This is a genomic window from Thermodesulfovibrionales bacterium, from assembly GCA_035686305.1.
Taxonomy (GTDB): domain Bacteria; phylum Nitrospirota; class Thermodesulfovibrionia; order Thermodesulfovibrionales; family UBA9159; genus DASRZP01.
In genome coordinates this window covers 1-13,276 of the sequence record DASRZP010000100.1, presented here as the reverse complement: position 1 = coordinate 13,276, position 13,276 = coordinate 1, and the positions used below count along the sequence as shown (strand labels likewise).

13 protein-coding genes are annotated in these 13,276 nt (G+C 51.8%); 1 reads left to right on the top strand and 12 read right to left on the bottom strand.

Features of this window, described 5'->3' with window-relative positions:
* Window positions 1-56 precede the first annotated feature (56 nt).
* Together VFG09_11425 and VFG09_11420 are read right to left on the bottom strand one after the other, a co-directional pair.
* On the bottom strand, window positions 57-2,705 hold the full coding sequence (locus VFG09_11425; protein ID HET6515761.1) for a PAS domain S-box protein: 2,649 nt from the start codon (window positions 2,703-2,705) through the stop codon (window positions 57-59).
* Window positions 2,702-3,538 (bottom strand): substrate-binding domain-containing protein, encoded by an 837-nt coding sequence (locus VFG09_11420; GenBank protein HET6515760.1) that lies wholly within the window; start codon window positions 3,536-3,538, stop codon window positions 2,702-2,704. The genes VFG09_11425 and VFG09_11420 overlap by 4 nt, the downstream gene beginning before the upstream one ends.
* A 303-nt stretch (window positions 3,539-3,841) precedes the next feature.
* Here VFG09_11420 and VFG09_11415 point away from each other — a divergent pair, with 303 nt between their 5' ends.
* Window positions 3,842-5,332 carry a hypothetical protein gene (locus tag VFG09_11415; GenBank protein HET6515759.1) on the top strand — a complete coding sequence of 497 codons (1,491 nt, stop codon included), beginning with the start codon at window positions 3,842-3,844 and terminating at the stop codon, window positions 5,330-5,332.
* A gap of 30 nt (window positions 5,333-5,362) precedes the next feature.
* Here the strand turns inward: VFG09_11415 and VFG09_11410 are convergent, their stop codons facing one another.
* From VFG09_11410 to VFG09_11365, 10 genes are all read right to left on the bottom strand, one after another.
* Window positions 5,363-6,184, bottom strand: coding sequence for an ABC transporter ATP-binding protein (locus VFG09_11410; protein HET6515758.1), 822 nt, complete (start codon window positions 6,182-6,184; stop codon window positions 5,363-5,365).
* Between the two features lie 7 nt (window positions 6,185-6,191).
* Window positions 6,192-7,118 carry a cobalt ECF transporter T component CbiQ gene (gene cbiQ / locus VFG09_11405; protein HET6515757.1) on the bottom strand — a complete coding sequence of 309 codons (927 nt, stop codon included), beginning with the start codon at window positions 7,116-7,118 and terminating at the stop codon, window positions 6,192-6,194.
* Window positions 7,108-7,443 carry a PDGLE domain-containing protein gene (locus VFG09_11400; GenBank protein HET6515756.1) on the bottom strand — a complete coding sequence of 112 codons (336 nt, stop codon included), beginning with the start codon at window positions 7,441-7,443 and terminating at the stop codon, window positions 7,108-7,110. The genes cbiQ and VFG09_11400 overlap by 11 nt, the downstream gene beginning before the upstream one ends.
* Window position 7,444: 1 nt before the next feature.
* Window positions 7,445-8,131 carry a cobalt transporter CbiM gene (gene cbiM / locus VFG09_11395; GenBank protein ID HET6515755.1) on the bottom strand — a complete coding sequence of 229 codons (687 nt, stop codon included), beginning with the start codon at window positions 8,129-8,131 and terminating at the stop codon, window positions 7,445-7,447.
* 25 nt (window positions 8,132-8,156) lie between these two features.
* Window positions 8,157-8,783, bottom strand: a complete 627-nt coding sequence (locus VFG09_11390; protein ID HET6515754.1) for an energy transducer TonB — start codon at window positions 8,781-8,783, stop codon at window positions 8,157-8,159.
* 124 nt (window positions 8,784-8,907) lie between these two features.
* Entirely contained in the window at window positions 8,908-9,312 is a 405-nt protein-coding gene (locus tag VFG09_11385; protein HET6515753.1) for a biopolymer transporter ExbD, read from the bottom strand.
* Window positions 9,309-9,953, bottom strand: a complete 645-nt coding sequence (locus tag VFG09_11380; GenBank protein HET6515752.1) for a MotA/TolQ/ExbB proton channel family protein — start codon at window positions 9,951-9,953, stop codon at window positions 9,309-9,311. Before VFG09_11380 ends, VFG09_11385 begins: the two co-directional genes overlap by 4 nt.
* Window positions 9,954-9,984: 31 nt before the next feature.
* A complete protein-coding gene (locus tag VFG09_11375) occupies window positions 9,985-12,024 on the bottom strand; it encodes a TonB-dependent receptor (GenBank protein HET6515751.1) in 2,040 nt (679 codons plus the stop codon).
* 127 nt (window positions 12,025-12,151) lie between these two features.
* On the bottom strand, window positions 12,152-12,568 hold the full coding sequence (nikR, locus tag VFG09_11370; protein HET6515750.1) for a nickel-responsive transcriptional regulator NikR: 417 nt from the start codon (window positions 12,566-12,568) through the stop codon (window positions 12,152-12,154).
* A 305-nt stretch (window positions 12,569-12,873) separates the two neighbouring features.
* A partial coding sequence (locus VFG09_11365; GenBank protein HET6515749.1) for a DUF202 domain-containing protein occupies window positions 12,874-13,276 on the bottom strand: 403 nt, incomplete at its 5' end.

Genomic DNA, 13,276 nt, shown 5'->3' with positions numbered 1-13,276 from the left:
TCTTTCAGGGTGCACCATTTCATGAACCACCATTGGAAGAGAACGCGCCTCTGATATCACGCATCGAGAACCGCCCGCACCTTTCTCGAAAGGATATGAGGTACCAACGGTTTCGACAAAAAGTACACTCCTTCGTCAGCAATCCCCTTTTGCGTAAGGATATCCGCAGCATAGCCGCTGATAAAGAGCACTTTTACCCCGGAATCAATCTTTTTCAATTCCTTCTGCAGATCCTTCCCGCTCTGTCTCGGCATGATAATATCGGAAATAACAAGCTGCACGGCATCCTTTCTTTCCCCGAAGAGTCTCACAGCCTCTTCTCCGTCAACGGCCTCGAGTACGGTGTACCCTGATTCCTCAAGCATGGTCTTTGTCACCCTTCTGACGGCTTCATCATCTTCGACCAAAAGGATCGTCTCGTCACCTAGGGAGAGTGGAGTTGATGCCTTCTTTCCTGCGATCTGCGGATCGGACTCTGCCAGCGGCAAATATATGTTAAATCTCGTCCCCTCGCCAGGTTCGCTGTAAACATTGATGAAACCGTTATGCTGCTTCACCGTCCCATAGACCATCGCCAATCCCAGGCCGGTTCCCTTACCGACCTCCTTCGTCGTGAAAAAGGGTTCAAAGATGCTCCCCCTTGTCTTTTCGTCCATGCCCACACCGTTATCGGCGACCGAAATAACGGCGTACCTGCCGGCCTCACCGTACTGATGCATCTGAATAAACCGGTTGTCTATCTCGACTTCTTCGGTAGTGAGCGTCAAGATTCCGCCCAGGGGCATTGCATCCCGCGCATTGGTAGCAAGGTTCATGAGCACCTGCTCTATCTGGCTCTTATCGGCCTTTACGATTAAGTTGTAATCCGCCGTTCCGACCTTAATCTCGATATCTTCGCCAATGACCCTCTCTAATATCTTCTTCATGCCCAATACGATGTCGTTCACATTGACGGGCTTCGGGTTCAAGATCTGCTTCCTGCTGAAGGCAAGGAGACTCTGTGTGAGATTGGCGGCCCTCTCAGATGCGGCGAGAATGTGATCAACATAGGCACGGGAAGGGTTATCCGCGGGTATTTTGTTGAGGAGGAGGCTCCCATAACCGATGATGGCCGTGAGGATATTGTTGAAATCATGTGCCACCCCTCCGGCGAGGTGGCCGATCGCCTCCATCTTCTGCGCCTGCCTCAGCTGTTCCTCAAGCTTACGCTGCTCCGTAACGTCAATGCCGATGCCTGCAATCCCTGTCGCCCTGCCCGCAGAGCCATACAAAACAGCAACGTCCCAAACCATATGCAAGAAGGCGCCGTCGCGCGTGAGGATCTGGTTCTCATGGTGCAGCATGGCGCCTTGCTCAATGTTCGCCCTGAAGACTGTTTTCTCAGATTCTCTCACGTCTTCAGGGAAAAAGAGGTCAAACCAGTTCTTGGTGAGCACTTCATCCGTTGACCAGCCGGTGAGACGAAAGAGGTAGTCATTGCAGAAGATTATAATGCCATCGCAATCAAGGATCACGGCCGCGAGGTGTATCGTCTCGAGCAAGTCCCTGAATTTCTTCTCTGACGCATAGAGGGCATCCTCGGCCATCTTGCGCTCGGTCACATCGCGGAGCACGAGAACCGTCCCCGCAATTTCTCCGTCCCTGTCCCTGATAGGAGCGCCGCTTTCCTCGATGATGATCTCGGATCCGTCCTTTCTGATGAGAACGGAATTTTTCGAAGGTCCTGTGATGAGTCCCCGTTCTTTGATTTTGTTCACGGGATCGTCACACCGTTCCCGGCTGCTCTTGTCGACAATGGAAAGAACCTCCGACAGCCTTCTGCCGATCGCCTCTTGCGAAGACCATCCCGTAAAGCGTTCTGCCATGGTATTCATGAGGGTGATGATGCCTTCACCATCGGTGACGATCACGCCGTCACCGATACTGCCGAGGGTCACCGCAAGACGTTCTTTTTCTTCACTGAGCCGCTCCTCCCGTTCCCTGAGGACCCGGCTCATTTCGTTAAATTCCGAAGAAAGCTCGCCTATTTCGTCCCTCGTACCTACCGGGACCATTTCCGGAAACTCACCCCCTTTATGCTTCGAAATCGACTTATGGAGGTTCAGGACAGGTCCGAGGACATATTTCCCGATAATCGAATTCAGGACGACAATCGCAAGAACCGTCAATAAGGCCGCAACGAACATGTTCATCACAACCGCTTTTTCAATGGTTTCCTTGATCTCCCTGGTCGAGATCTTCAACCGCACGTAGCCGATAAGAAGATCGGGAATCCCGGTATCATGGGACTCCAAAAATACGGGCTTATAGATATCAATCGAGGAACCCACACTCTTGGAAAAAGGGCTGTGCCCTCCCTTGCGGGCTTTGAAATACTCAACAGCAGCGGGGTCCGGGGGAACGTTCAGTTGATCAAAAGGAACAGAGGCTACGTCAAGCCATAAACTCGAGAATACCTGGGTAAGAATTACGTCTTTTGTATGGACAATATCTTCAACCTGTCTTATGAGGTTCAGATTTTCCTCTGCGAGCCCCTCACTCACTGACCTCGAAAGGGCCTCTGACAAAGCAATTCCCCTTGCCGTGACTTCCCTCTCGATGCCCCTTTTCTGTGCCGATATGTAGAGATAGGTGCTTACGGAGCTCATGGAAATGACTGCAACAGCAACGAGGGCGGTCACTTTTGTTGTTACGGAGAGTCTCACTTCAGATCATTCAGCGACGGCATGCCGTACGAGGATATCAGTGCCTGGCCTTTCCTGCTTGTGACAAATGCTGCGAATTTTCTGACTTCGGGCTTAGCGTCTTTTCTGATTACGATGTAAAGGGGCCTTCTGAAGGGATATTTACCTGATATGATATTGTCCTTCGTAGGGAGGACACCGTTCACCTTCAGCATCTTCACATTACGCTTCCTCGCACTGCCGAAACCCGTGCTCGCAAATCCCTCGGGCATCTCTTCGACCAACTGCTCCCAAATGGCAGCGGAAGAAGCCTGGAGAGAGGAATTCTTCTGCTGCAGCGGCCTCTTCCCGTTCAGGACCATCTTGCTGAGCGCTTCCCCAATGCCGCCCATGCCGTTGGGGGTCGAGATGATGGATATGAGTCTCCGATCAGGACCACCAAGGCGTTTCCAATTGTCTATCCTGCCTTCATAGATGTCTCTCACCTGCGCCGGTGATATCGAGCTCACCTGGTTCGATTTGTGAACGATGAAGACTAGGGCATCCCAGGATGCGAGAATATATTCAAAGTCCTCGGGATCCTCGGCAGACTTTGACTGGCACGACGCAGCGAAATCGACCCTTCCCTCATGCAAGTCGGCAAGACCCCGCACGCTGCCGCCGCCGAGAACGAAGATCTTGACGCCCGTCTCTCTTTCATACTCCAGGGCAAGATCAGAGAGATATCCGGGAACGCTCACAGAGCATCCGGTACCGGTGAGTGAACCTGCAGAAGCTGCGATGTTCGGCAAGAGGGACAGGAGAAAAACCGACAAGAGAATGGTTTTGTATCGATATTTCTTGGATATCCGCACTCTCTATTATAGATACACTAACGAAAGAATTCAATGAACCCATGGTACCATGATTTACCATCCATGAAGGAGGGGCACCCTTGTAAGGCAGGAGAACGGTCGATGAAAGGGTTTAGCGCCACAGGGAGCCTCACGAGGAGGGTGAGGCGTGCCGACAGGCAGGATGCCTGTCCGGAAATCATAAAGACCCTGGTCAGAGAAGCAGAGTCGATGCATCTGTGATAAGCTATAGAGTAATTCTCGTTAAGGACAGGATTGCCGGATTGTCACGAGGCGGTCATGGCACATGTCTGAGAATCATCGATGGATGACACATCATCAGACCAGGAACTCTATCACGAAATTTTCGGTTCTATCCTTGACAGGGCCGAGATGACCCCCTTTTTGTTATTGCGCGCCTGGAATTATGAAGCAGCCCTGTGCCAGGCGTCAAAGATGATGGCCAACCGAGGGTTTGACGTTCATCATGACGAATTGCTTGCGAGTGAGAGAGAAAGGGCGCAAAAGTATATTGAGCGGGTTTACAGCTATTTCTTCGATTCGATGTTCCCCTTTTTTAAGAATCAGCTGGAAAGGCTCGCTGCCTTGCATTCCGAAAACGAAGGCCTCTACCTTCATTGCATCCAGGTCATCGGAGAAGTAGCAGCGCTCTTGAAGGGTGGGGAGTTCCGGCGGATCGTCGATGAAGACCCCCGTCATCTCTTCCTCCTCGCCTCATCGAGAAAATATCCCCATGTTTTTCGTGGATATAGGAGGAAGACCATGGACGTCCCCGTCCCATGGCAACAAGCAGCCTGCTCACTCCTTAAGATGGCCCATCTGATCAAGTCTATTGAAGAGGACAGCCAGGACATCGACGATTATGCCCAGCTTGGCTCCTTCATCGAAATGGAGGACATGAGCCTTCATGACCTCTATCATTACGACTGGGAGAATCCGGGACGTCTCCCCGAAAGCGAGTCCGCAAGGAGGGCCTTCGTCAAAATCTCCACGTTCTTCCATAAACTGAAAGAGTCAATGACCTTCGATACGGAGAGGGGATGTCTGTGCTTCGATAGCGGCGACGGCGTCGAGGTCGACATTGTGGAGATTAAGGCAAGGTTGAAGAGCCCCGAAAGTATGGTCACCAAACTGGGGAAAGACCTGGAAGGCGAGGCTTATGATATCAGGGATATCCTGGCGATCACCTTCATCCTGAGGAGCAGGGACGACACGCTCAAGCTCTTTCATGCCCTCCAGAAGCGGGGCGTCATACTCCAGGAAAACACCACCTCACATTCCATAACGCAGACACTCTTCGATGACCCGGAAAGCATGAGGGAGGCTGTGCGGAGACTCATGATCAGTCTTGCTCAAAGCGAGGGGAGCAACGACATGCCAGGTGAAGAAGCGTTGCTCGTCAATGCGAGGGAATTCTTTGAGGCGCTGAGCGTGAATGCTGCAAAGAACCGGCATTCTTCAGCGGGTCACAAAAAGTTCCAGTGTAAAATAAATTTTTCCCTGCCGATTCACCGTACCGCCGATACGAATGAAATCATGGTGCCGGGGACACCAATATACGAGAAGAGAGACCGCATCGGGAAGAAGACCCAGCAGCACACGCTGGGGGTAGAGCTTCGCATATCAGACAAGGAGAGCTGGCGCATGTCCGAACAAAAGGGAGACTCCCACCATGACGCTTACAAATTCCGCCAGTTGGTCTTTCTCATGAACAGGGTTTTTAAGAATGTCTTTTCTTTCCCCGAAGAGTGTATAGCTCAACTGAGGAGAGACCAGGGAAGGCTCTTCAGCTGACCGTGAGTGAATAGGCGATGATGTTACGGATTATTCGCTATTCTGGTGCCGGTGGAAGAGATAGTGAGAATGAAGGTGGCTGTGGGAAGAAGACCCGTGAAAATGGATATGCTCATGGATAAGATTCACATTCAGGAGCAGCTGGTCGTCCCTCAGGATATCGTGGGCATTCCCTGTTGCCACGATTCGGTGATCCTCCGAGAGGACGGCAACCCGCGCATGGAGTTCATCAACCAAGGACAGGTCATGCGTCGCGACCACGATCGTCTTGCCCGCCTCATGGAGGGCAAGGAGCAGCTCGACGAGGAAACACTGAGTTCTGGGGTCAAGGCCATTTGTTGGCTCATCGAGGAGCAAGACTTCCGGGTTCATGGTCAGCACCGAACCAATGGCGACCCGCTTCTTCTCGCCTCCTGAGAGCATGTAGGAAGGTCTGTCTTTCAGGCTCTCTATATTCAGCATCTGCATGATCTCAAACGCCCTCTCCAATGCCTTCTTTTCATCAATCGCCAATTGAAGAGGGCCGTAGAGGAGCTCATCGAGGACGGTGGGGCAGAAGAGTTGAACATCCGAGTCCTGGAACACATAGCCGACACACCCTCGAAAGAACCGCAGAAAGCCCTTGTCCCTTAAGGTCTGCGGTGTTATCTCATTCCCTCTGAAAAAATAACTCCCCTCAGATTGCCGTATCAGTCCGTTCATGATCTGCAGGAGAGTAGACTTGCCGCTCCCGTTGGCTCCGATAATGGCAAATCTCTCTCCCTCTTTGATGCCAAGGCTTATGTCACAGACAGCGGGGATCTTGCCATAATAACTGTAGCTTATCTCTCTTAGACTTATGATATCTTCCATAATAACCTCACATCCACAAAAACAGGATACCGGCCAGGAAGAGGACTGCGCCAGCATACCAGTCACGCGGAAAAAACTTTCTCACACCATATATTTTAATGTCTTCAGAAAAGCCCCTGCTCAACATGGCGTCGAAGATCTCTTCGCACCTTTTCCGGGTCTTCTTGAACATGAAGGCGATTCTTCCTGCTATCCATTGCCGGGCCTCTTTATCGCTCGTATGCCCGGCCAATCTGCTTTTCTTTGCAAGGTGCATGTCTTCAACCGTCTTTGCAAATATGAACATGTACTTGTAGGAAAGCGTTATTATCATGATAAAGGCGTCGGGCACTTTCAGGACCTTGAGGGCTTTCATTATCTCGGGGAAGGGAGTTGTATATATCACAAAGAAAGAGAGCGCCAACGAGTTCATGACCCGAAAGGTAAGCATTATGAGACCGTAAAGTCCTTCTCTTGTGAAACCAATTTCCTGTGGTATCCGGTAGACCCAAAAATCATAAGGTCTTGACAGGTGAATTATCGGAAGAATCAGCTCACCCCTTGTGATGACATTGCATGAAGAGGGAAGCGCAACGAGAAAACCAAAAAAGAAGCCGATGAAGAAAACCCGTTTGTAGAGGCTCAAGATATTCAGCCGGGAAATCAGCATGAGAATGAAAATAAAGACACCTGTCAAAACTTCCGGAAGAATGTCCTTTTTCAGACTTACGATAATTATGAAATAAAGAAGGAAGAGGACTTTTATCCGGGGATCGATCCTCTGAAAGAAGTTGTCCTTTGAGGCAGTTTCCCACTGGATGTATCCGGTCTTGATGACATCCGCCAGATGGTGTATGCCCCTCTCAATAAAAGGGATTTTAAGGCTCCCCTCACCTGGCGTGAAGGAACCAGAGGAGGGCCTCTCCAAAAGAAATGAAGGTATCTTACTTTTCATCTTTTGCAATTACCCGCGAAATTACATATATCACAAGACCCACCACCAGTATTCCAATAAGACCTGACGCTATGTAAGAAATCACCTGAACGGTCATGGAAGCGCCTTCTCCGCCGAAGTTGTAATCGGGGAGAGGCGCTTTCCAGAGGTCGGCCAATCTCTTTAATCCTTCAGGCGCGTAACCGAGAAGTTTTTCGAGCTCCCCCGGCCCCCACTCGCCCCAGGCGCCGCCGGCCTTGAATTTTTCAGGCAGGATGACCCCTATAGGCGTAAGAAGCGCCATAATGAAAAGACCTATCCAGAGTTTCTTCTGTGATTGTGTCATCTCATGCCTCCTTCTCAGTTAACGCATATATCAGATCGGGCTCATGCTTAGCGAAATATTTGAATAATAAAACAGTAACGACACCCTCAACGACGCTGAATAACAACATATGTTCCAATGCCATTGCCGGGAGAGCCACCGACAGCGGGTAAGGCGCATAGAGCGGTCTTCCGTCAGGCCCGCTTGCGATCATGGGTTGAATCCCGAATTCGATCGCTGTAATTATTGCTGCCACAGAAAGCCCGACATAGCCGGATAGAAAGGCTGCGATATTGAGCCTTGCGCCGGTGACGGCATTTCCTCTTATGAGTTTGAAAACCCAATAAGATACAAAGGGCATTGTCACTGCCATATTGAAACAGTTAGCGCCGATAGCCGTTATCCCCCCGTCCCCGAATACAATAGCCTGAACTATCAGGCTGACGGATACGGCGATCACTGCTGTCCACGGACCCAAAAGGATGGCGATGATTCCGCCGCCGACAGCATGGCCTGTGGTCCCGCCTGGGATCGGCACGTTGAACATCATGATAAGAAAAGAGAAGGCCGCCGCCATCGCGAGATAGGGAACATGCTTTGCAGAAAGCTCTTTCTTTATCTTCTTGAGAGCAACTGACCAGAATACAAAAGATGCTCCATAAAGAGGCACATATGTTTGAGGACTCAGGTAACCATCAGGTATATGCATTTACATCCCCATGTTACCACAGTAATCATTTTTTCAAACGAAATGCCACAGGCACCTGTACCCACTCCTCCAGCGGAGAATCTCCCTGTCGTGCCGGTACAAAACGCCAGTTTTTCACTGCTTCAGCAGCCGCCTTATCCAGAATTTCGTGCCCGGAAGACTGAGCTATCTCAATTTTGACCGCACCTCCATCTCGACTTACCAAGACTTTTAGCATAACAGTCCCTTCCATTCCCATTCGTCTCGCAGAAGCGGGATAAAGAGGTTTTGGATTATTCAAATACGCGGCGCCAAATTGTGGAGGGGAGATAGACTCACCTGTCGTACCCTTGGGCAGCATACCGCGTTCTGACGTGCCTCGTGGCGGAATGAGCACTGATGACGGTTGATTGCCGGCAGGCAGATTTGTTTCAGGAAGTGAAACGGCAGGAGTTGAGGGAAGCGCCGGCTGCATGACAGGCTTTTCTGCAGGCTTCGACTGGGTGTCTCCCAGAGTTACGGGTTGTCGCATTGGGGCCGGTATTTGGGACGGAGCCGTTCTGGACACAGCCTTTCTCACCGGCTGCACAGGAACAACAATACGTTTTTCCGGCATTTTCATCTCGATAATCTGTGCGTCTATGCTGTTTGGCGGCTCAACGTGCTCCGTCATTCGCCCTGTTATGAAGCCGAATCCCCAGAGCAGTCCCACCCAGATGAGAAGGGCCGCCGGCATGACACATGGAAGGCGACGCCAGGGGTTATCAATGTCAAGAAGTTGTGATGCCGGAGGATTGTTACTCATTATATTTTACGGCGATAATGAAATGCTCTGCCCCGGCTGCCCTGGCACGCAGCATGGCCTGGGCAACGACGCCGTGAGATGCCTTGCTGTCTGCGGCAACAATGATGTGGTCATTCGGGCTCCTGAGCATCGACTTCAGGGTTCCGGATAGGCTCTCCAGACTCACAGGGGTGCTGTCCAGCAGAATTGCCCCATCTTTGGTGATGGTGAGAGTGACGGGACCCCTGGCCCGGATCGGCGCCGCCTTGCCCTGGGGCAGGTTCACCGGCAGGGAATGGAGATTCTGAAGTGAGAGTGATGCGAGCATAAAGGTCGCCAGGAGAAAGAACATCACGTCGATCATGGGAATAATTTCTATCCGGCCGCGCCTGGACCGCCGGGACCTGCGTATCTTCATGCTGCAGTCCCGTTCTTTTCCTGGTCCATCCGTATGTGGTCCACCAGGCGTGTGCCGAGGCGTTCCATCTCGTCCATGGTCCTGGACTGCAGATATGAAAAGAAGTTGAATGCAAACAGCGCAATAAGTGCGATGATAAGGCCGAGCGTCGTTGCAATCAGGGCTTGGGCCACTCCGGCGGTTATTCCCGTCGGGTTTACCAACCCGCTTCCACCGATCAACCTGAATGAGCCCATCATGCCGATGATAGTCCCTACCAGCCCGAGTAAGGGTGCGGCTGTTACAATAGTTTCCAATACCCACAGTCCCCTGTTCAGAGCCTTTTCTATCAGGAGGGCTTCATCCGCTGCACGGGACTCAACCCACCATGCCGGATTTGCTCGGTTATCGAGTATTGCTTGAAAGAAGCGACCGAAGTAATTTCCCGGGACAAGGACTGCCATCTGCTGCTCAAGGTCGGACCAGGCAAACCGGTATTTTTCAAGCAGCTTCAGCAGGGAGGCCGAGAGCCTGACATACCGCCAGTATACAAATGCCTTGTCGAGGATGATGACCAGCGCCATCACACCCAAAAGCAGGAGTGGATATATCGTCACACCGCCGAATTGCAGCGCCTTGAATGAATTATACAGCTCTTCCATGACCAAACTCCTTTTACGTTTTTCGCCTTCTCTAAAAATTATATATTACACTTATCCGGAAGGTGCGCGGCTCCATCGGCTTGAAATGGATATCGGCCACCCCTTCAGCAGGCTCTCCAGGCAATCTGGAGGTATAATAGTAATCAATGTTGCTGACCTTGGCGTCGAGGATATTGAACCCTTCAAGATAGGCCATCAGGTTTTTGGTGAATTTATAGCCTATTCTGCCGTTCAGCGTCGTGGAACTACCTGAGCGCACGCTGTTGTCCTCGATGAGCGGGCGGGGTCCGAGATAGCGCAACTGCAAACTGCCGAACCAGGGTCCGAGATTGTCTACGGTTGCGCTGAACGAGCCCACTCCTTCCGGTGCACCGGGGATATGGTCACCATGCACGGAAGGATCGGGGTCCGGCTCCGTAAAGCGAGCCCACGTGTAAGCGAAATCGGCATCTATGGTGAGCCAGGGGGTTGGTTTGTAGTAATTCGCGAATTCAAAACCCCGCCTGCGGCTGGGCCTGCCCGCCTCTGTGGTGCCTGCATCTCCGGCAAATACCAACTCCGAGTCGAATTTCAAAACGAAGAAGGTTAAAGAGCTCTGAAGTCCCGGGATGATCGCGGTGCGCGCCCCTGTTTCATATCCTTTTGAGCGCACCAGGGGCGTAACCTTTTGCGCGGGAAGGTTCGCGTCGACTCCTGTCCCCGGCACTACTGTTATCGTGGTACCCCGGGCATCATTGCTGTGGAACCCTTCGCCCAGATTGATGAAGAACTCGGTCTTGACCCAGGGCCCGAATATCATGTTCAGCTTCGGGCTTGCGATGCTATCATTCTTTGTCCCTGAGTTTGCGGGGTTGTCGCTGGCAACTTTAAAGTGGTAGAAGTCGCCCCGTATTCCCGCCACCGTGCGAAATTTTTCAAACCACTGGAGGCTGTTCTCGAAATACAGTCCCGCGCTGTTCTCAACAACGTGGTCAAACCGTACCACCGAAAGGACCTGCCGGTCTTTGGTATTGTCGAGGCCGACAAAGATATTGTCGTTTTGTAACTGAAGGCCGATGGTATTTTCCATCTGACGCCCAGCCCAGGTGGAGAGCCAGGTCTGGCTGGCATTCACTGCGTTTGTGACACGCCTGTCGGACTGCTCGAACTGGTCGCCGTTGACAGGGTCGTTGAGAAAATAGGTAAAATCGGAAAACAGGGCAAGATGATTGACGATCGTATATGCATTGACTTTGGTGATGGAATTACCCACGGTGCGCTGCCATGCGCCGGAGAGACTGTACCGGGTCGCATCCACATAATCGGTGGGGTTCAGGGTACCGAAGCGTGAAATCAGTCCTTCACCCACGGCGCGTTCTGCAACCTGATTGGTCGCGTTATCCTTTCCGTTGTATGCCATAGCGGTAATGTTGAAGCCGTTCTGTTCGTCCCTAACGCTATAGCGCAGCACTCCGTTATACTTTCTCAGGTCTTCATGATTATCCCAGGGACCGTCACTGTGGACGGCTTCCAGAGCAAAGAGCAGATTTCCGGGTCCGACTTTGAATGCATCGGCAAGGAGGGCCCTCTGGTAGTTATCCTGCCCCACGGTTCCGCTTGCGATCCCCTTAGGCAGGGAGTTTACGTAGTTGATGTCTACGGCGCCGGCAGAGGCAAAGTCTCCGTAAGCGGCATAGTACGGCCCCTTTCTGTACTGCAGGCTGCTGATGAGTTCCGGTATCATGAAATTCAGATCGGCATACCCCTGCCCATGCCCGTGAGTGCGCTCGTTGACCACCATGCCGTCAACGGTGATCCTTAAATCCGTACCGTGGTCGAGGTTCATTCCCCGGAGGTAGTATTGGTTTGCCTTTGCCTCGCCGCTGTGCTGAGAGACGATCAGCCCCGGGGTCACCTCCATCAGCTCCCCTATCCGGTACACCGGGCGGGCCTCAATCTGCTCCCGCGGAACGGTCCCCTCATTTGCCGAGTCTGCGGTTCCGACAAGATTTTCCGTGGAGTCCGTTACCTCCACTACGTCCAGTGTCTGTATCCCTCCGGCGAAGGCAAAGGAGACAAAAAAAAAGCTCATGAGTAGTGCAACCAGCCCGACATAATATGGAACAGTCACTGTGCGATGACCCAAACGCATAACCCGAATCCTCCTTTTAATTAGTGTTACCTTTATTCAATTGGTGTTACCATGAAACCAAAAAAAATTACTTCAGGTGTTTTCCGGTTGTCGTCACGGTCAGTTTGCCGTGCTTCACTCCCCTTGTCCCTATCAGTCTGTCTCCTATCGTCTTGATATCCTTTGCCTTGCCTTTCACGACAATCACCTCAAGGCAGTTGTGTTCGTCAAGATGAATGTGCATGGAAGAGATGATGGCGTTATGGAAATGATGTTGGAGGTCCGTAAGGGTATCGGTTAATTCCCTTGTGTCATGGGAATAGACGAGGGTGATTGTCCCGACCGTCTCTGTGGCAAAGGACTCCCATTCCTCCGTGACGAGACTATCCCTGATGAGGTCCCTGATGGCCTCGCTCCGGCTTGCATAACCCTTTTTCTCAATGAGGTCGTCAAACCTCTCAAGGAGGGGGTTTTCGAGTGATATCCCAAATCTGATGACGCCCATAGTGTTACGATTTCTTTATTGATAACACTATAGCACCTCCTGCGTCGCCTCGTCAAGAACCTACAGGCCTCTCAAGGCCAATCAGCTAATGCCTGGAGACTAACCCAGATAATTCCTAAACTTTGCGGACCGGCTTATGATCTGCAGGCAAGAGTCGGGGATATTGGCCGGTTCGGACCGCAAGCACTTGATCTGAAGAAGTGATTTTAGGGCAACGCCGTTGAAATACCCACAGACGGCCACTCTCTTGCCGAGAAGCGGATGTCGACTCCGAAAAAGAAGACGGATGGATCTCGGTTAGATACTTAGATACTATGGACGATGTATATTATGAGGAAGACCGCGATTACGAGTACCGATATGGCCAACAGGGTATCGAGGATGAGTGACGGCTGGTACCTGTCTTCATCAATCTGTCGTTCGATCTTCTTGTATCTTACAAACGAGAGAACTCCCATCAATGCGCCGAGTCCGACAAGGAATATCCCCAGGATTGACGAATATCCATGGGCGCCGGGCTCGACCTCCGCAGCGCCTGAAGTCGCCTTCCCCAAAATATAGGCCATCTGCCTCACAAACAGGGCGAACCTCTCGACGACAAAACCGAAGGCCATAATCGCGATGCTCGTCCTTATCCACGCAAGGAAGGTCCGCTCGTTCGCCATGTGAACACGGCGATTCCGCACCTTTCCGGATTCTCTCTCTTCC